This is a genomic window from Micromonospora sp. DT81.3 (assembly GCF_049847225.1).
Taxonomy (GTDB): domain Bacteria; phylum Actinomycetota; class Actinomycetes; order Actinomycetales; family Microbacteriaceae; genus Microbacterium.
Window position 1 is genome coordinate 254,444 of the sequence record NZ_JBNCNY010000004.1, and the last position, 18,822, is coordinate 273,265.

Genomic DNA, 18,822 nt, shown 5'->3' on the forward strand with positions numbered 1-18,822 from the left:
GTCAGAACCCCAGCCGGCCGAGCTGCTTCGGGTCGCGCTGCCATTCCTTCGCGACACGCACCCGCAGTGACAGGAACACCTTCGTGCCGAGCAGGGGCTCGATCTGCGCGCGTGCGCGGGCGCCGACATCCCGCAGGCGCGTGCCCTTGTGCCCGATGATGATCGCCTTCTGGCTGTCGCGCTCGACGATGATGTTGGCGAAGACGTCGGTCATCGACCCGGTGTCCCGCGCCGAGATGTCCTCGATCGTCACGGCGATGGAGTGCGGCAGCTCGTCGCGCACGCCCTCGAGCGCGCCCTCACGGATGATCTCGGCGATGCGGTCCTCGATCGACTCGTCGGTGAACACGTCGTCGGGATAGAGCGGCGGGCTCAGCGGCATGAGGGAGAGCAGCTCGTCGGTGAGCACGTCGAGCTGCATTCGCGTCAGCGCCGACAGCGGGATGACGGCATCCCAGTCCTCCCTCAAGGCGTCGACCTCGAGAAGACGAGCCGTGACCTCTTCCCGCGACGCGGCATCCGTCTTCGTGACGATCGCCACCTTCTTCGCGCGGGGATAGCCGTCGAGTGACTCCGCGATCCGGCGGTCGCCGGGGCCGACCTTCTCGTTCGCGGGGACGCAGAAGCCGATGACATCGACGTCGCCCAGCACCTGCTCGACGAGGCTGTTCAGGCGTTCTCCGAGCAAGGTGCGGGGCTTGTGGATGCCGGGAGTGTCGACGATGATCAGCTGCCCCACGGGGCGGTTCAGGATGCCGCGGATGGCCCGCCGCGTGGTCTGAGGCTTGTCGCTGGTGATGGCGACCTTCTCACCTACGAGCGCATTCGTGAGCGTGGACTTGCCGACGTTCGGGCGTCCGACGAAGGTCGCGAACCCGCACCGCGTCTCCGCCCCGGTCGCTGAGCCGCCCCCCTCGGTCGCTGAGCCGCCCCCCTCGGTCGCTGAGCCTGTCGAAGCGTCGTCAGTCACGAGTCTCTCCCTTGAATGCCTCTTCCGCGGTGAGGAGACCCTCACCGCGTTCCACGAACACGGTGGCGAGGCCACGGCCGCGCCCCCGCGAGGCACCGCCGGTCAGCACCAGTCCCTCGACCTCCGCCGTCGCGCCTGGCTGCGGCACCTGGCCCAGGATCTTTCCCAGCAGGCCGCCGACGGAGTCGACGTCCTCGTCTTCGAGTTCGATGCCGAACAGGTCGCCGACCTCGTCGAGCGACAGCCGTGCGCTGACACGGTAGCGACCGGGTGCGACCTCGACGACCTCTTCGGAGCGCGGGTCGTACTCGTCCGCGATCTCGCCGACGAGCTCTTCGATGAGGTCCTCGAGCGTCACGAGGCCGGCGACCCCGCCGTACTCGTCCACGACAAGGCACACGTGCACCGCCTCGCGCTTCATCTGCTGCAGCAGGGTCTCCGCCTTCATCGACTCCGGCACGAAGATCGCCGGGCGCGTGATCGCGCGCACCGGGGCATCCCGCCACCCCGTTTCGTTGCGGAAGCCGAAGCGAACCAAATCCTTGAGGTACAGCACGCCCTCCACGTCATCCACCTCACCGTTGACCACTGGCATCCGCGAGACGCCCTTCTCGAGGAAGAGATTCATCGCCTCGCGCGTCGATGCAGAGGAGTCGAGCGTCACCATGTCGGTACGAGGCACCATGACGGCGCGGACGAACGTGTCGGTGAAGTCGAAGACGGAGTGAATCAGCTCGCGGTCATCCTCCTCGATGAGATCGTTCGACGCCGCCTCGTCGACCATGCTGAGCAGCTGCTCCTCCGAGGCGAACGATCCCCGCGTCCCGCCCGGGGTGACGCGATTGCCCAGGACCACGAGCCCGTGCGCGAGCGGACCCAGGAAGATGCGGACACCTCGGATGACGGGGGCCGCACCGCGGAGCAGGCCGGTGGCGTGGGTGCGGCCGATGTTGCGGGGGCTCGCCCCGACGACGACGAACGAGATCCCGGTCATCAGCACCGCGGCGGCGAGCGTGGCCCACAGGAGGTTCGCGAACAGCAGGGTGAACGCGACCGTGACGAGCACTGCTGCCGTCGTCTCGGCGAGGATGCGGATGAACACCACCGCGTTGGCGTGCGCATCGGTGTCCGCGGCGATCCGACGCAGCGCCCCGGCGTTGCGTCCCGAAAGCGACCACTCGGCGAGGTCCGCCCGCGATGTCACGCCGAGCGCAGCGTCGATCGCCGCCATGAGCCCGCCGAAGGCCACGAGCAGGACGGCCGCGACCAGAAGCAGGAGTTCGGTCATGTGCGCGGTCGTCGCCGCTCGGCGACCGAGAAGCCGATGATCAGCTCGCGCTGCAGACCGAACATCTCGCGTTCGTCATCGGGTTCTGCGTGGTCGAAGCCGAGCAGGTGAAGCAGCCCGTGCGTGGTGAGCATCACGAGCTCGTCGACCGTCGAGTGGCCGGCTTCCTTCGCCTGCGTCTCGGCGACCTGCGGGCAGAGCACGATGTCGCCGAGCAGCCCCGCGGGGGTCGGCTGGTCCTCGGTGCCTGGGCGCAGTTCGTCCATCGGGAAGCTCAGCACATCGGTGGGACCCGGTTCGTCCATCCACTGCACGTGCAGCGCCTCCATCGCTCCTTCATCGACCAGCACGATGGCGACATCGGCGTCCGGACTGACGTGCAGTTCGGCCAGGTTGTACTCCATCAGCCGGAGGAGGACGGTCTCGTCGATGGCCACGCCGGACTCGTTGTTGATGTCGATCGTCATGAGCGTCCCCGCTTCGGCTGCCTGTCGCGCGGTCCGGGCAGATGCGAACGCCGTTCGGCGCGGTTGGCGAATTCGTGCGCCTCGTCGCGCTCATGGCGAGCGGCCGTTCGCTGCTCGTCGTACTCCGTGTAGGCATCCACGATGCGGCCGACGAGGCTGTGCCGAACCACGTCGTCGCTCGTGAGGCGGGCGAAGTGGATGTCGTCGATGTCCTTCAGCACGCGTGTGACGAGCCGGAGGCCGGAGGACCCCTGCGGGAGGTCGACCTGCGTGATGTCGCCGGTGACGACCATCCGCGTTCCGAAGCCCAGTCGCGTGAGGAACATCTTCATCTGCTCGGGCGTGGTGTTCTGCGCCTCGTCGAGCACGACGAAAGAGTCATTGAGGGTTCGGCCCCGCATGTAGGCGAGCGGCGCCACCTCGATGGTCCCCGTTGCCATGAGCTTCGGCACGATCTCCGGGTCCATCATCTCGTTCAAGGCGTCGTAGAGCGGACGAAGGTACGGGTCGATCTTGTCGTTGAGGGTGCCGGGGAGGAAGCCGAGCCGCTCCCCCGCCTCGACCGCCGGCCGGGTCAGGATGATGCGGCTGACGTCCTTGCGCTGCAGCGCCTGCACGGCCTTGGCCATGGCGAGGTAGGTCTTGCCGGTACCGGCAGGGCCGATGCCGAAGACGATGGTGTTCTCTTCGATCGCGTCGACGTAGGCCTTCTGGCCGAGGGTCTTCGGCCGGATGATCTTGCCGCGCGACGAGAGGATGGCCTCGCCCAGTACCTCCGACGGACGGGGGCCGCCTTCCGTCTGCAGGATGCGGGCGGACGAGGACACATCGGCGGGACCGATGTCGTGGCCGGCCTTGGTCATGGCGAGCAGTTCGTCCACCAGCGAGCGCGCGGCAGCGACGGCTGATGCGGTGCCGGAGAGGGTGATCTCGTTGCCCCGCACGTGCACGTCGACGCCCGGGTGCTCGCGCTCCACGACCCGCAGCAGCCGATCCTGAGGTCCGAGCAGCTGGACCATCGCCACGCCGTCGGCGTAGATCCTCTCTACGGCCTCTGCGCCCGATGCGTCAGCCACCAAGGCTCGATTCGTCGAGGGCGCCCGCAAGCACGTGGGCATGGACATGGAAGACCGTCTGGCCCGCCGACTCGCCCGTGTTGAACACGAGCCGGAAGTCGCCGTCACCGTGCTGCGCGGCGACCGTGTTCGCGAGCCCGACGAGCTCGGCGAGAAGGTCCGGGTCGCCGGCGGCGAGTTCCACGACGTTGCGGTACTCCTCGCTCTTGGGGATCACGAGAAGGTGCACGGGCGCCTTCGGCGCGATGTCCCGGATGGCGAACGCATTCTCGGTCTCCGCGATGATCTCGGCGGGTATCTCGCCGTTCAGGATGCGCGTGAAGATCGATGGGTCGCTCATGCGTCCAGTCTATCGACCGCCCGTCGACAACGACCCGGCATCACCAACGACTCAGCGTCATCACCGACTCGGCATCACCAACGGCCCAGCCGGGTCGCGGCCACGGCCAGGGCGGCGGGTCCCGCCGTCGAGGTGCGCAGGACGGTGTCGCCGAGGCGCACGAGCCGCGCGCCCGCGGAGCGGAGCAGGTCGAGCTCGGCGGGGGCGATCCCTCCCTCGGGGCCGACGATGAGCACGATGTCACGGTCGGCGGGAAGCGGGACGATCGAGAGCCGCTCGTCCGCCGTGGGCTCCAGCACCAGGACGTCCGCAGACCCGGCGCGCTCGGCCAGCAACGTCGTCGTCGCCACCGGCGCGACATCCGGAACCCACGCCCGGTGCGCCTGTTTAGCCGCCTCGCGCACAATGCCGGCCCAACGGGCGCGCCCCTTCTCGGCCTTCGCCGCATCCCATCTGGAGACGCTGCGCGAGGCCTGCCACGGCACGATCTCATCCACTCCCAGTTCCGCTGCGGCCTGCACGGCGAGCTCGTCGCGGTCGCCCTTGGCAAGTGCCTGCACCAGCACCAGACGAGGAGCAGCGGCCGGGACATCCGTGCGGGCGGTGATCCGCACCACGACCTCGCGCGGGGCCACCGACTCGCAGAGCCCCGTGAGCCACGCGCCCGCCCCGTCGCCGACCGTGACCTCCTCGCCCACGCGCACTCGGCGGACGGCGGCGGCGTGATGGGCCTCCGCTCCGGTCAGGGTCACAGCGTCACCGGCGCGGGCGCCCGACGCCGTCTCGAGCAGGAAGTGGAGGACCACCGGCGATCAGCCGCGGAAACGATCGCGCAGCTTGGCGAACAGCCCCTGCTGGAACTCCGCAAGGTGCGGTGCCGGCGCCTTGGTCCTCTTGGCGAACTCCTCGATCAGCGCGCGCTCCTTCGCGTCGAGCCGCGTCGGGGTCACGACGTGCACCCCCACCCGCAGGTCGCCGCGCGTGGTTCCGCGCAGCGGGGTGATTCCCCGTCCCTTGATGGTGAGGACGTCGCCGCCCTGCACACCGGGGCGGATCTCGAGCTCGACCGGCCCGTCGAGCCCGTCGATCCTCGTGGTGGTGCCGAGGATCGCGTCCGGCATCGAGACGTCCAGCGTCGCCAGAAGGTCATCGCCGTCGCGGCTGAAGACATCGTGCGGGGCCACGGTCACCTCGATGTACAGGTCCCCGTTGGGACCGCCGGCGGGGCCGACCTCGCCCGAACCGGGCAGCTGCAGGCGGAGGCCCGTCTCGACGCCGGCCGGGATGTCGATCGACACCGTGCGGCGGGAGCGGACGCGGCCCTGACCTTGGCAGGTGGGGCACGGGTACGGGATGGTCGTGCCGTAGCCCTGGCAGGAGCCGCAGGGCTGGTTGGTGACCACGTTGCCGAGCAGGCTGCGCATCTGGCGCTGGACGTGGCCGGTTCCGTGACAGATGTCGCACGTCACCGGCTGCGTTCCGGCCTGGCAGCAGGAGCCCTTGCACGTATCGCAGAGCACCGCCGTGTCGACCTCCAGGTCGCGGTGCGCGCCGAAGACGACGTCGCCGAGCTGCAGCGTGACCCGCACCAGCGCGTCCTGGCCGCGTTCCCGGCGCGACCTCGGCCGAACGCCCCGCGATCCACCGGCCGCGCCGAAGAACGTCTCGAAGATGTCGCCGAATCCGCCGAAGTTGCCCGCGCCGGCACCGCCGAACGGCGACTCACCGCCGCCCATGTCGTAGCGACGGCGCTCGTCCGGGTTGCTCAGCACGTCGTAGGCGTGGGTCACCAGCTTGAACCGCTCGGATGCGTCCGCGCCGGGGTTGACGTCGGGATGCAGCTCCCGCGCGAGGCGCCGGTACGCCTTCTTGATGTCGTCGCTGCTGGCGTCTCGAGCGACGCCCAGCACTTCGTAGTGGTCAGCCACATTCGCCTTCCTGTGGGCGCGCTTCCGGCGCCCGTCGTCGGTGGAGCCGTCGCGTCAGCGACGATTCTCGTCTTCGTCCAGCAGGCGGCTGAGGTAGCGGGCGACAGCCCGCGCCGCGGCCAGGTTGCTGGGATAGTCCATGCGGGTGGGCCCCATCACCCCGACGCGGGCGGTGCCGCCGCCGGCGTCGTAATCGCTCGTGACGACGGATGCCTCCGGAAGGCCGAAGGCCTCGTTCTCCCGACCGATGCTGGCCCCGAGCCCGTGCGCATCCGTCACCATCTCGCTCATCAGCCGAAGCAGGGTGACCTGCTCTTCGATGGCCTCGAGGATGGGGTGGATGCTGCCGTGGAAGTCCTGCTCGCGCCTGGCGAGGGTCGCCGCGCCGGCCATCACGAGCCGGTCCTGCCGGAACTCCTCGAGCTCTTCGGCGACGACATGGCCGATGGAGAGGAGGGCGTTGTCGATGCGGCTGGGCTCGGCGGTCGTGGTGGCCTTCAGCGCCTCGATGCGCTCGGCGCCCTCCCGCACCGGACGTCCGGTGATCAGCGCCGCGATGCGGCTTCGAAGCGCGCCGATGTCGGACTCGTCCAGCGGAGAGCCCACGAGCGCGATGCGCTGAGAGACGCGGCCGGTGTCGGTGACGAGGATGACGAGCACTCGCGATGGGGAAAGCTGCACGAGCTCTGTGTGCGTCACGGTGGCACGGGAGAACGACGGATACTGCACGATCGCGACCTGACCGGTGAGCTGGGTGAGCACCCGCACGGTGCGGGCCAGGACGTCGTCGAGATCCGTGGGCTCGCCGAGGAAGGTCGTGATGGCCGAGCGCTGGGCCGGCGTCAGCGGGCGCAGCTGGGCGAGGTGGTCGACGAAGACGCGGTAGCCCTTGTCGGTCGGGATGCGTCCGGACGAGGTGTGCGGCGCGGTGATCAGCTCTTCGTCCTCGAGCAGCGCCATGTCGTTGCGGATCGTGGCGGCACTGACGCCGAACGCATGCCGCTCGACGATCGACTTGCTGCCGACGGGTTCATGGGTGTCGACGTAGTCCTGCACGATGGCGCGGAGCACCTGGAGGCCGCGCTCTGTGACCATGTCCGCTCCTCCCTTGCGGGGCTTCGCCCCAAACCCCGGCTTGCTGACGCAGTTCTCTCTGGGGCTTCGCCCCACACCCGGCTTGCTGACGCAATTCTGTATGGGGCTCCGCCCCACACCCCTGGCTTGCTGACGCGCGCCCACTGGCACTCGTGTCGTCTGAGTGCCAATTCTAGCCGATCACCCGCCGCCGAGCCGGGCTAGGGGACGCGGTGTCCCGATGCCCGGAACAGCTCGTACCACTCGGCCCGCGTGAGCGGGATGTCCGATCCCTGCGCCGCACCGGCGACCCTCTCGGGACTCGTCGTTCCCAGCACGACCTGCATATCGGCGGGGTGCCGGGTGATCCATGCCGTGGCGATCGCGATCGGCGGCACGTCGTAGCGCGCGGCGAGCCGGTCGATCACGGTGTTGAGCTCGGGGTAGTCGGGCGATCCCAGGAAGACGCCGTTGAAGAAGCCGGCCTGGAACGGCGACCACGCCTGGATGGTGATGTCGTGCAGGCGGCAGTAGTCGACGATGCCGCCGCCGTCGAGCGTGATCGACTGCTGCTCGTCGGCCATGTTGGCGGCGACGCCCTGGGCCACGATCGGCGAGTGCGTGATCGAGAGCTGCAGCTGGTTGGCCACGAGAGGCTGGCGAACGTGCTTGCGCAGCAGATCGATCTGCCGCGGCGTGTGGTTGGACACCCCGAACGCGCGCACCTTTCCCGCCGCATGAAGTTCGTCGAACGTGCGGGCGACCTCCTCGGGCTCGACGAGCGCATCGGGGCGGTGCAGCAGCAGGACGTCGATCCGATCGGTGTCCAGGGCCTCGAGCGACCCGTTCACGGACTCCATCAGGTGCTCGTAGGAGAAATCGAAGTACGGCCCATCCCCCACGATACCGGCCTTGGTCTGGATCGTGATCTCGTCGCGCTGCGACTGCGTGAGGGCCATCGCCTCGGCGAACCGGCGCTCGCACCCGTGCAGATCCCCGCCGTACACGTCGGCGTGGTCGACGAAGTCGATGCCGGCATCCCGTGCCGTCCGCACGAGTTCCCGCACCTCGTCATCGGTCTTGTCGCCGATGCGCATCAGCCCGAGCACCACGTTCGGCGCCACGATGTCGGTTCCGGTCAGGGTGAACGTCTTCATCATTCCTCTTCCTCTTGGCTTCTCTGATTCACACGTCTGGCGCGGGTCACGGGGTGAGCGCCCGCACCACGGAGTCGGCCAGCAGCCGCCCGGGCAGGGTGAGCACCACGCGGCCGTGCACGGCCTCGCGCCCATCCACCAAGCCGTCCGCGACCAGTCCCGCGACCGCCCGACGACCTCGGCCGTCGAGGGCGTCGACCGGCAGGCCGTCCCGGATGCGGGATTCCAGCAGCACCCGCTCGAGCAGACGCGCCTCGGCGCCGGGTCGTTCGCGCCCGGCCGAGGGCGACTCCCCGCCCGCCAGGCGGAGGGCGTAGGCGGACGGATGCTTGACGTTCCACCATCGGGTTCCGGCGATGTGGCTGTGGGCGCCCGGTCCGAAGCCCCACCAATCGGATCCGCGCCAGTAGGCGAGATTGTGACGGGACCGCTGCGCGGGTGTGCGAGCCCAATTGCTCACCTCGTACCACTCGAAGCCCGCTGCCCCCAGCATCCGGTCCGCCGTCTCGTACATATCCGCTTGAAGGTCATCGTCCGGAGCGGGCACCTCGCCGCGGCGGATCTGACGCGCGAGCTTCGTGCCGTCCTCGATGATCAGCGCATACGCCGAGATGTGGTCCGACTCGAGCGCGAGGGCCGCCTCGAGCGAGGTGGTCCAGTCCGCGAGCGATTCGCCAGGGGCGCCGTAGATGAGGTCGACGCTGACCGCCAGGCCTGCGCGCCGAGCCGCGGCGACCGAGTTCGCGACGTTGGCCGGCGAGTGAGTGCGATCGAGCGCGGCCAGCACGTGCGGCACGGCCGACTGCATGCCGACGGAGAGCCGCGTGACTCCGGCGGCGGCGAGCTCCGCGGCCACCGCATCCGTCACCGTGTCCGGGTTCGCCTCGACCGTGACTTCGGCATCGTCCGCCAGGCCGAAGGCGTCTCGCACGCCGTCCAGCATGCGTGCCAGGTCGCCGGGCGGCAGCAGCGTCGGCGTGCCGCCGCCGAAGAAGGCGGTGGATGCGGGGCGCGGCGGCGCCGCGGCCGCCAGCACCCGGCGCGCGAGCGCGATCTCCTCGAGCAGGACGTCGGCGTACTGGTCCTGCCGAGCACCGCGCAGCTCATCCGAGGTGTAGGTGTTGAAGTCGCAGTAGCCGCAGCGCACGCGGCAGAAGGGCACGTGCAGGTAGACGCCGAAGTCCGTGTGCGCGTCGATCACCGTGCCGGGCGGCAGCGCGCCGTCTGCCGGCGCCGGCTCGCCGAGCGGGAGCGGACCGCCCATCAGGTGGGGGTGGAGTACAGCGGCGAGATGGCGCGCAGGTATCCCTTGAAGAGCTCCCGTCGTCGGCGACGGGTCAGGGCGGGGATCATCTTGTACGCGAGCGCAGTCGGGGCATCGAAGGCCCGCACCGTGAACCACACCTCGTCGTTCGCGTACCAATCGAGCAGGAAGGACTCCTCCCCGCTGACGACCGATCCTCCGACGGTGCCGAGTGCGAACCCGATCCGCCGCGCCTCTTCGACCACGTAGATCACCCGCAGCTCGCCGTCGATCTTCATCCCGCGCACGCGGCCGTGCATGTGGACGGTCGTGCCGGCCCCCACGAACGGGGTGCCGTCGGAGTCGAAGCGCTGCTCGGCCTCGAGCCGGCTCGGTGTGACCGGGTGCCCCTCCTCGTCGAAGCTGACGCCCGAGTACATCGGACCGGAGGCCGGCCGCACGTCGCTCAGAGTCAGTCCGGCGGCCCTCTGAGCCGTCCACGACAGGAGGGCCTCGCCGGCGGTCTTGAACCGGGATTCACCGCTGCCGATCCGCCACGACTCCTCGGCCGGAATGCTGCGCTCCGGCGGGTACTGCATGAGATCCGGTGCCTGCGTCGCACCCACGGCGGCGTAGTCGACCGTCTCGTCCCTGAACGTGCCCCGGCGCATGCCAGCCAGCCTACTTCGCCGCTTTGGTCTCGACATCGCCCGACAGGGCGGCGATGAACGCCTCCTGGGGAACCTCGACGCGGCCGACCATCTTCATGCGCTTCTTGCCCTCTTTCTGCTTCTCGAGCAGCTTGCGCTTTCGGGTGATGTCACCGCCGTAGCACTTGGCCAGCACGTCCTTGCGCATCGCACGGATCGACTCGCGGGCGATGATTCGAGCCCCGATCGCGGCCTGGATGGGCACCTCGAACTGCTGGCGCGGAATGAGCTTCTTCAGGCGCTCCGTCATCAGCACGCCATAGGCGTAGGCCTTGTCGCGGTGCACGATGGCGCTGAAGGCATCGACCGGCTCGCCCTGGAGCAGGATGTCGACCTTCACCAGGTCGGCCTCCTGGTCGCCGCTCGGCTCGTAATCGAGGGAGGCGTAGCCGGCCGTCTTCGACTTCAGGTTGTCGAAGAAGTCGAACACGATCTCGCCGAGCGGCATCGTGTAGCGGATCTCGACCCGGTCCTCGCCGAGGTACTCCATGCCCAGCAGCGTTCCGCGGCGCTGCTGGCACAGCTCCATGATCGTGCCCACGTAGTCCTTCGGCGCCAGGATCGCGGCCTTGACCATCGGCTCGGTCACGCTGGCGATCTTGGTGCCGGACGGGAATTCGCTCGGGTTCGTGACCGTGTACGACTTCTTGTCGTCGGTCGTGACCTCGTACGTCACCGACGGCGCCGTCGAGATGAGGTCGAGGCCGAACTCGCGCTCGAGGCGCTCGGTGACGATCTCGAGGTGCAGCAGACCCAGGAAGCCGCAGCGGAAGCCGAAGCCGAGCGCGACCGAGGTCTCTGGCTCGTAGTTCAGCGAGGCATCCGACAGCTTCAGCTTGTCGAGCGCCTCTCGAAGCACGGGATAGTCGCTCCCGTCGATCGGATACAGACCCGAGAAGACCATCGGCTTCGGATCGGTGTAGCCGGGCAGCGCCTCTTTCGACGGCTTCGTCGCGCTGGTGACCGTGTCGCCGACCTTGGACTGCCGGACGTCCTTCACGCCCGTGATGAGGTAGCCGACCTCGCCCACGCCGAGCCCCTGTGTCGGGCTCGGCTCCGGGGAGGAGACGCCGATCTCGAGCAGCTCGTGCACGGCACGGGTCGACATCATCTGGATGCGCTCCCGCGGCGCCAGCTTGCCGTCGATCATGCGGACATAGGTGATGACGCCCCGGTACGAGTCGTACACCGAGTCGAAGATCATGGCCCGGGTGGGAGCGTCGGGGTCGCCCTTGGGCGCGGGGATCTGGCGGACGACGTGGTCGAGCAGCTCCTCGACGCCCATGCCCGTCTTGCCGCTGACGCGGAGCACATCCTCGGGCTTGCCGCCGATGAGGCTGGCGAGCTCCTTCGCGTATTTCTCCGGATCGGCCGCAGGCAGGTCGATCTTGTTCAGCACGGGAATGATGTGCAGGTCGGTCTCGAGTGCGAGGTAGAGGTTCGCGAGGGTCTGCGCCTCGATGCCCTGCGCGGCATCCACCAGCAGGATCGCGCCCTCGCATGCCGCGAGCGAGCGGCTCACCTCGTACGTGAAGTCCACGTGCCCGGGGGTGTCGATCATGTTCAGGGCGTACACGTCGTCTCGCTGCGCTCGCTCAGTGACCGGATCTTTCAGCGTCCAGGGCATCCGCACGGCCTGCGACTTGATCGTGATGCCGCGCTCGCGCTCGATGTCCATGCGGTCCAGGTACTGCGCGCGCATGTCCCGGTCGGAGACGACACCGGTGATCTGCAGCATCCGGTCGGCGAGGGTCGATTTGCCGTGGTCGATGTGCGCGATGATGCAGAAGTTGCGGATCTGCTCGGGGGGCGTCGCGGCGGGCTCGAGCGGCTTCAGTGCGCGGGGTGACATGTCCCCTCGATTCTACGGGGCGGGGAGCCGGCCCAAACCCGCCAGCAGTTCGGCGGCGTCCGAGGCGAGGCAGACGCGGATCCAGCCCTCGCCGCCCGCGCCGAACGCCGTCCCCGGCGCCACGGCGACGCCCTCTTGGTAGAGGAAGCGCTCCGCCCAGGCGCCGACGTCGCCGGCGGTCGCGTGGCTGAGATCGATCCAGAGATAGAAGGCGCCCGTGGGGGTGAGATAGCGGATGCCGCGCGCGTCGAGCAGTGCGGCGGCCGCGGCGAAGTTCGCGCGGTAGTGGGCCGCCGCATCCGCGACCGGCTGCTGCGAGCCGGTCAACGCCTCGACCGCCGCGAACTGCGCGGGGGTGTTGACGCAGCTGATCGCGGACTCCTGCACGCGCAGCATCGTGTCCCGGAAGCCCGCCGGCGTCACGAGCCAGCCGACCCTGACGCCGGTCATCGCGTACGTCTTCGAGAGGGAGAAGACGCTGAACACGCGGTCGTCCTCGTCGAGCGACGCGATGCTCACGTGCGGCACGTCCCACGTGAACTGCTCGTAGACCTCGTCTGAGATCACCCAGAGGTCGTGCCGGCGGGCGAAGGCGAGGATGCCCGCCAGTGTGTCCTCGTCGAACGTCGAGCCGAGCGGGTTCGACGGCGAATTCACGATGATGGCGCGCGTGCGCTCGGTCACGAGGGCGCCGAGGCCGGCGATGTCGGGCTGGAACGCCCGGTCGGGGTCGAGCGGATAGCCGACGGGGCGCGCGCTGAGCATATGCGCGTTCATCGTGAAGGTGGTGTAGCCGGGATCGGGAACCAGCACCTCATCACCCGGAGACAGCACGACGGCCATCGCCTGATGCAGCGCCTGGGTCGCCCCCACCGTCACCCAGACGTCGTCGGAGTCCACGTGCACCGCGTTGTCGCGGGCCAGCTTCTCCACGATCGCCCGCCGGAGGGCCGGGATGCCGCCGTTGGCCGTGTAGCGCGTCTGCCCCGAGAGCCATGCATCCGCGCCTGCGCGGCGGATCGGCTCGACGACCGCTTCGCCCGGTTCGCCGACGGCGAGGATGATCGTGCCCGGCCGCTGCAGGGCGAGCTCGAGGATGTGGCGGACCCCCGAGCCCGGCATACCGGCGATGTGCGGAGCGATCTCGGGCATGACGCCATGCTAACGACCGAACCGATGCGTGAAGTGGGAGATCGGATGCCGCCGGGCTTAACAGAATGTTCACGTCGGGCCGGCAACTTTCCCTTGCGACGGACGGCGCCAGGGGGCAGGCTCAGTCGGGTAACCCTGGGGACCGACCACGGCGCCCGTGCGCCGCTGAACCGAGCACGCGCCCTCCGGCGCACGACTGAAGGAGAACTCTCCGGTGCATGAGATCAAGACGCCAGTGTCGGCGCCCAGGCGAACCAGGCTTGTCGGAGGCGTCGCCGCGGCGGCGGTCCTCGCGGTGGTGACCGGAGGCGTGCTCATGCCGAGCGCTGCCTCTGCCGATGTGAGCCCAGCAGCGCCTGTCGTCATCAGCGAGGTCTATGGCGGCGGCGGCAACAGCGGGGCGGTGTTCAACCAGGACTTCATCGAGCTCTACAACCGGTCGGCGGGACCCGTCGACGTGACGGGATGGGCGGTTCAGTACGGCTCGGCGTCCTCCACGACATGGTCGGCCGCGACGACGCTGACCGGAACGCTCGAGCCGGGTGAGCATCTGCTCGTGGGCGAGGGCTTCGGAGCCAACCTGGCGCTACCGCCGATCGACTCCGACGTCGACGGCACGATCGCGATCAGCGGGACGGCGGGCAAGGTCGCGCTGACATCCACCGCCCAGGCGCTCACCTGTTCCTCGTCTGCCGCGTGCGCCGTTACCCCTCAGATCGTCGACCTGGTCGGGTGGGGCGCGAGCACCACCATCTTCGCGGGCACGGCACCTGCGCCCGGAACGGCGAACTCGACGTCTGTCGCCCGCCCGGATCCGGCCGTCCACACCGCGAACAACGCCGTCGACTTCACGACCGGGACGCCCACGCCGGCGGGTCAGCCTGAGCCGCCGGACCTCGGCGACGTCTCCATCGCCGCGATCCAGGGCACCGGGGCCTCATCTCCCGACGCCAACGCCCGTGCGACGACCCGCGGTGTTGTGACGGCCGCCTACCCGACCGGGGGATTCAACGGCTTCGTGATCCAGGAGCCCGGCACGGGCGGCGACGCCGACCCCGCCACGCGCACCTCCTCTGATGCGCTCTACGTCTTCTCCCCCGCCGAGACGGCCGAGGTCGCGATCGGCGACTACGTCGAGGTCTCAGGGATCATCGAGGAGTTCAACGGCCTGACCGAACTGAACACGACGAGCATTCCCGACGCGGTGGCGCTGCTGCCCGACACGGTGACCGCACCTGTTCCCGTCGTGCTCTCGACGTGGCCGACCTCCGAATCGGTGCGTGAGTCGCTCGAGTCGATGCTGATTCTGCCGGCCGGCGACTACACCGTGACGAACACCTTCTCGACGAACGGGTTCGGCGAGGTCGGGCTGGCGGCCGGTACGACGCCGCTGCGGCAGCCGACGGATGTGGCCGAACCCGGATCCGCCGAGGCCGCCGCTGTCGCCGCCGACAACATCGCGCGGCGAGTGTCCGTCGACGACGGGGCGTCCCTCAACTTCACGTCGGGGCCGAACCAGGCGCTCTCGCCTACGTTCGTCTCGCTCGAAGAGCCGGTCCGCGTCGGTGCGGCGGTCACGTTCGCGAACCCGATGGTTCTCGACTGGCGCAACAACACGTGGAAGTTCCAGCCGACGTCCCCGCTCGTGGGTGCGTCCAGTGCCGCCGACACGGTCTCATTCGAGAACACACGCACGGCGGGTCCGGAGCCCGTCGGCGGGGACATCAGCATGGCGTCCTTCAACGTGCTGAACTACTTCACGACCCTGGGCGCGTCCACCCCTGGCTGCACGTCGTTCAAAGACCGCGCGAACGATCCCGTCACGGTGGACGGAGGCTGCGACGCCCGTGGCGCGTGGGACCCGGACGACCTTCAGCGCCAGCAGGACAAGATCGTCGCGGCGATCAACACTCTCGATGCCGACATCGTGGGACTCATGGAGATCGAGAACTCGCTCGTGGTGGACGGCGTGGCCGACGAGGCGACCGCGACACTGGTGTCGGCCCTGAACGCGGCCGCCGGCGAAGAGCGGTGGGCGTACGTTCCCTCGTCGACCGAACTGCCGGATCCGGCCGAGATGGACGTGATCACCAACGCGATCATCTACCAGCCCTCCGCAGCGGCCAGGGTCGGTGAGTCCCGCGCCCTCGGTTCGCAGAGCGCCGACCTCCAGGCGTTCGGCAACGCACGTGAGCCCCTGGCTCAGGTCTTCGAGCCCGTCGGTGGTGGCGAGGACCTGCTCTTCGTCGTCAATCACTTCAAGTCGAAGGGCTCCGCCGGACCGTTCCCGGGAGACGCCGACGCCGGTGACGGGCAGGGAGCGTCGAACGAGTCGCGCGTGAAGCAGGCGACCGCGCTTCGAGACTGGGTCGCCTCGATCCAGGGCGACACGGCGTCGGTCGCGCTCGTCGGCGACTTCAACGCGTACGGCCAGGAGGATCCGCTTCAGGTGCTCTACGACGCCGGCTATGTCGACGTGGAGCAGAAGTTCGAGCTCGGCGAGAGCTCGTACTCGTTCAGCGGCCTCTCGGGCTCGCTCGACCACGTCCTGTTGAGCGGTGCCGCGGCCGACCGCGCGACGGGTGCCGACATCTGGACGATCAACTCCCCCGAGTCGATCGCTTTCGAGTACAGCAGGTACAACTACCATGGCACGCTGTACTACGCGCCCGATCCGTTCCGCTCCAGCGACCACGACCCCGTGAAGGTCGGCCTCGAGAAGGGGCTCGAGGCATCCGTCGCGACGCTCCAGATCGCCCGTACCGAGTTCGTCTACGGCGCGAAGGGAACCGTCGCCGCGACGGCGGCGGTGGCATCGGATGTCGCCGCCACAGGCGTCGTCGAGTTCCTCGTCGACGGAGCCGTGGTCGCCACGGCGCCGCTGACGGCCGGGGTCGCGACGGCGAACCTCACCCTGCCAGGTGCGCTGACGGCCGGCGCGCACGAGGTCGTCGCTCGCTACACAGGATCCGCCGACGTGGCGCCCTCTGCCTCCGCGCCCGTCGCGATCACCGTGCGCGCAGCGACATCGGATACCGACCTGATCGCGGTGCTCCCCGTTCATGTCAACCGGGCGCTCCCTTCCACGCTGGTGGCCTGGGTAGCGCTCGAGACGTGGAGGGCACCGGCTGGGGTTGTGGAGTTCCGTGAAGGCACCGTCGTCGTGGCGACGGTTCCGGTCGTGCGCGGCTCGGCCAGCTACACGCTGCCGAACAACCTCGCTCGCGGAGCGCACGGGTACACGGCCACGTTCGTGCCGTCCGACCCCGCCAACGTGGTCGGTTCCACCAGCAGCGAGGTCGCCGTTCGGGTCGTTCGCTAGGGAGTCCGTGGGCGGGCATAGCCTGGGTGGTGTGACCGTCCAGGTTGTGCTCGTCCACGGTATCCGCACGTCCGCCACCATGTGGCGAGCGCAGGTCGAGCACCTCGCGGAGCGGGGCAACCCCGCTCACGCCGTGGACCTGCCCGGGCACGGCAGCCGCATGGCCGAGGCGTTCATGCTGGACGGCGCCTTCGCAACGATCGACGGGGCCGTTCAGGATGCCGCGGCCCGCGGCCCCGTGCTGCTCGTCGGGCATTCCATGGGCGGCCTGATCTGCGTCGATTACGCGGGACGCGAGGACCCCCCGCCCATTGCGGGATTCATCGCGGCGTCCTGCACGGCCATCCCGCGTGGTGTGGCCCTGTCCACCTATCGACTCCTGGCACGGGGGGTGGACTCGCTCCCCGACCGCGGAATGTGGCTCACGAACCGCATGCTCGATCGCATCCTGCCCGACGAGACCCGCGCTGACTTCGGAGCCGGCGGCTATGCGCTGGACGCGCAGGACATCGCGCTTCAGAGCCTCTCAGTCCTCGACCTGCTCGCGGCACTGCATCGAATAGACGTGCCGCTGTGGTTCGTCAACGGGCAGTTCGACCAGCTGCGCGTCAACGAGCAGCTCTTCGTGCGTGTCGCCAAGCATGCCGAGCTGATCGTGGTGCCACGCACGACCCATCACGTCACGGTGATGCGGCCGCGGGTCTTCAACGCTCTTCTCGACGTCGCGATCACGACCCTCGAACAGACCTGATAGACTCGGTGATTGGCTTGCGTGTGGGTTATGCCCTCACGACCGCCGTGCGACATCCCTCTCCTGTCACTCGGCAACTCCATCGCTCACCGAACGAAAGTCCGATCACTCACGTGGCAAACATCAAGTCGCAGATCAAGCGCAACAAGACCAACGAGAAGGCGCACGAGCGCAACAAGGCCGTCAAGAGCGAGCTGAAGACCGCGATCCGCCGCACGCGCGACGCGATCAGCTCCGGTGACAAGAGCGCCGCCGAGGCGTCGCTCGTCACCGCGACCAAGAAGCTCGACAAGGCGGCCAGCAAGGGCGTCATCCACCAGAACCAGGCGGCGAACCGCAAGTCGGCCATCGCCAAGCAGGTCGTCGGCCTCTAAACCGCGCACTCCGAACGAGAGCCCGTCCCCCAGGGGGCGGGCTCTCGTTGTGCGTGGCGACCGGGCAGTTGCTAGGAACCGAACGGCGCCCGGGTCGCGATGACCGTGACCATGCGCTCGAGCGCGAAGACCGGATCTCGAGACGCCCCCTTGACCTCGGCATCGGCACGGGCCGTCGCCTGGATCGCGAGGCCCAGCGATGCCTCGGACCAGCCGACCAGATCGCGTCGCGCGCGGTCGATCTGCCAGTCCTTCATGCCGAGCCGCGCCGCCAGGGCGCCGGATGACTCCCGCGTTCCCGCAACCCGGGCCATCGTGCGCAGCTTGGACGCGACGGCCGCGACCAGCGGCACCGGATCGGCGCCCGATGCGAGGGCATGCCGCAGGGTGATCAGCGCTTCGCCGTAGCGGCCGGCGATCGCGGTGTCGGCGACGGTGAACGCAGAAGTCTCGACGCGTCCCCCGTAATAGCGCTCGACGATCTGCTCGGTGATGTCGCCGCTCACGTCAGCGATGAGCTGCTGGCACGCCGCCGCGAGCGCCGTGAGGTCGTCCGCGAAGGCGGAGGTGAGCGCGCGGAGTGCGACGGGGGCGATGCGCCGGCCGGCCGCCTTGAACTCGCCGGCTGCGAAGTCGAACCGGTCGGAGTCGCGCTTGATCGCGGGGCACGATATCTCGATGCCGCCGCCCTGGCCTGCCCGGACGGCGTCCAGCAGCTTCTTGCCGCGCACGGTCGCCCCGGTGTGCCGGAGGATGACGGTGGCACCCTCCTGCGGGTGCGCGAGGTAGCCGAGGGCTTCGGAGAGGAAGGCGTCGGAGCACTTCTCCACCCCGGAGACGCGCACGAGCCTGGGCTCGCCGAAGAGCGAGGGCGACGTCAGGCCGAGCAGCGACCCGGATTCATAGTCGTCGGCCCGGATGTCGGACACCTCGAGTGAGGCGTCCTCGGCGCGCAGGTACTCCCGGATGCCGGAGATCGCCCGCTCCGCGCAGACCTCTTCCGGACCCGAGACGAGCACGATCGAGGCGGGCTGCGGAGCACGCCACGACACCTGCGGAATGGCCGGCGACTTGGCCTTCGCGGGGGGTCTGCGTGCGCTCGTCGCCATGCGGCCAGC

At 69.1% G+C, this 18,822-nt stretch carries 17 protein-coding genes; 3 read left to right on the forward strand and 14 right to left on the reverse strand.

Going from position 1 to position 18,822, the window contains the following annotated elements:
• Nucleotide 1 precedes the first annotated feature (1 nt).
• From era to ACPW96_RS11480, 13 genes are all read right to left on the reverse strand, one after another.
• Nucleotides 2–970, reverse strand: a complete 969-nt coding sequence (gene era / locus ACPW96_RS11420) for a GTPase Era (RefSeq protein WP_425883219.1) — start codon at nucleotides 968–970, stop codon at nucleotides 2–4.
• The gene (locus ACPW96_RS11425) at nucleotides 963–2,258 is read right to left on the reverse strand and encodes a hemolysin family protein (RefSeq protein ID WP_425883220.1); all 1,296 of its coding nucleotides are present in this window, start codon (nucleotides 2,256–2,258) and stop codon (nucleotides 963–965) included. Before ACPW96_RS11425 ends, era begins: the two co-directional genes overlap by 8 nt.
• The gene (ybeY, locus tag ACPW96_RS11430; protein ID WP_425818497.1) at nucleotides 2,255–2,725 is read right to left on the reverse strand and encodes an rRNA maturation RNase YbeY; all 471 of its coding nucleotides are present in this window, start codon (nucleotides 2,723–2,725) and stop codon (nucleotides 2,255–2,257) included. The genes ACPW96_RS11425 and ybeY overlap by 4 nt, the downstream gene beginning before the upstream one ends.
• On the reverse strand, nucleotides 2,722–3,744 hold the full coding sequence (locus tag ACPW96_RS11435; protein ID WP_425818649.1) for a PhoH family protein: 1,023 nt from the start codon (nucleotides 3,742–3,744) through the stop codon (nucleotides 2,722–2,724). Before ACPW96_RS11435 ends, ybeY begins: the two co-directional genes overlap by 4 nt.
• 49 nt (nucleotides 3,745–3,793) lie before the next feature.
• Nucleotides 3,794–4,141, reverse strand: coding sequence for an HIT domain-containing protein (locus ACPW96_RS11440; RefSeq protein WP_425818499.1), 348 nt, complete (start codon nucleotides 4,139–4,141; stop codon nucleotides 3,794–3,796).
• A 74-nt stretch (nucleotides 4,142–4,215) separates the two neighbouring features.
• On the reverse strand, nucleotides 4,216–4,947 hold the full coding sequence (locus ACPW96_RS11445) for a 16S rRNA (uracil(1498)-N(3))-methyltransferase (protein WP_425818501.1): 732 nt from the start codon (nucleotides 4,945–4,947) through the stop codon (nucleotides 4,216–4,218).
• A gap of 6 nt (nucleotides 4,948–4,953) precedes the next feature.
• A complete protein-coding gene (gene dnaJ / locus ACPW96_RS11450) occupies nucleotides 4,954–6,069 on the reverse strand; it encodes a molecular chaperone DnaJ (RefSeq protein WP_425818503.1) in 1,116 nt (371 codons plus the stop codon).
• A 54-nt stretch (nucleotides 6,070–6,123) separates the two neighbouring features.
• On the reverse strand, nucleotides 6,124–7,164 hold the full coding sequence (hrcA, locus tag ACPW96_RS11455; RefSeq protein WP_425818505.1) for a heat-inducible transcriptional repressor HrcA: 1,041 nt from the start codon (nucleotides 7,162–7,164) through the stop codon (nucleotides 6,124–6,126).
• Between the two features lie 200 nt (nucleotides 7,165–7,364).
• On the reverse strand, nucleotides 7,365–8,303 hold the full coding sequence (locus tag ACPW96_RS11460) for an aldo/keto reductase (RefSeq protein WP_425883222.1): 939 nt from the start codon (nucleotides 8,301–8,303) through the stop codon (nucleotides 7,365–7,367).
• 43 nt (nucleotides 8,304–8,346) lie between these two features.
• Entirely contained in the window at nucleotides 8,347–9,564 is a 1,218-nt protein-coding gene (gene hemW / locus ACPW96_RS11465; RefSeq protein ID WP_425883224.1) for a radical SAM family heme chaperone HemW, read from the reverse strand.
• Nucleotides 9,564–10,214: a DUF1990 family protein gene (locus ACPW96_RS11470; RefSeq protein ID WP_425883225.1), complete on the reverse strand. Its 651-nt coding sequence runs from the start codon at nucleotides 10,212–10,214 to the stop codon at nucleotides 9,564–9,566. Before ACPW96_RS11470 ends, hemW begins: the two co-directional genes overlap by 1 nt.
• A 10-nt stretch (nucleotides 10,215–10,224) precedes the next feature.
• The gene (gene lepA, locus ACPW96_RS11475) at nucleotides 10,225–12,105 is read right to left on the reverse strand and encodes a translation elongation factor 4 (RefSeq protein ID WP_425883227.1); all 1,881 of its coding nucleotides are present in this window, start codon (nucleotides 12,103–12,105) and stop codon (nucleotides 10,225–10,227) included.
• 12 nt (nucleotides 12,106–12,117) lie between these two features.
• Nucleotides 12,118–13,257, reverse strand: a complete 1,140-nt coding sequence (locus tag ACPW96_RS11480; protein ID WP_425883228.1) for a pyridoxal phosphate-dependent aminotransferase — start codon at nucleotides 13,255–13,257, stop codon at nucleotides 12,118–12,120.
• 214 nt (nucleotides 13,258–13,471) lie between these two features.
• On the opposite strand from ACPW96_RS11480, the gene ACPW96_RS11485 reads away from it, so the two are divergent.
• From ACPW96_RS11485 to rpsT, 3 genes are all read left to right on the forward strand, one after another.
• Entirely contained in the window at nucleotides 13,472–16,579 is a 3,108-nt protein-coding gene (locus tag ACPW96_RS11485) for an ExeM/NucH family extracellular endonuclease (RefSeq protein ID WP_425883230.1), read from the forward strand.
• 31 nt (nucleotides 16,580–16,610) lie between these two features.
• The gene (locus ACPW96_RS11490; RefSeq protein WP_425883231.1) at nucleotides 16,611–17,330 is read left to right on the forward strand and encodes an alpha/beta fold hydrolase; all 720 of its coding nucleotides are present in this window, start codon (nucleotides 16,611–16,613) and stop codon (nucleotides 17,328–17,330) included.
• A gap of 113 nt (nucleotides 17,331–17,443) precedes the next feature.
• Nucleotides 17,444–17,704: a 30S ribosomal protein S20 gene (gene rpsT, locus ACPW96_RS11495; protein ID WP_425883232.1), complete on the forward strand. Its 261-nt coding sequence runs from the start codon at nucleotides 17,444–17,446 to the stop codon at nucleotides 17,702–17,704.
• A 71-nt stretch (nucleotides 17,705–17,775) separates the two neighbouring features.
• Here rpsT and holA read toward each other — a convergent pair whose 3' ends face one another.
• Nucleotides 17,776–18,813, reverse strand: coding sequence for a DNA polymerase III subunit delta (gene holA, locus ACPW96_RS11500; protein WP_425818521.1), 1,038 nt, complete (start codon nucleotides 18,811–18,813; stop codon nucleotides 17,776–17,778).
• Between the last annotated feature and the right edge of the window lie 9 nt (nucleotides 18,814–18,822).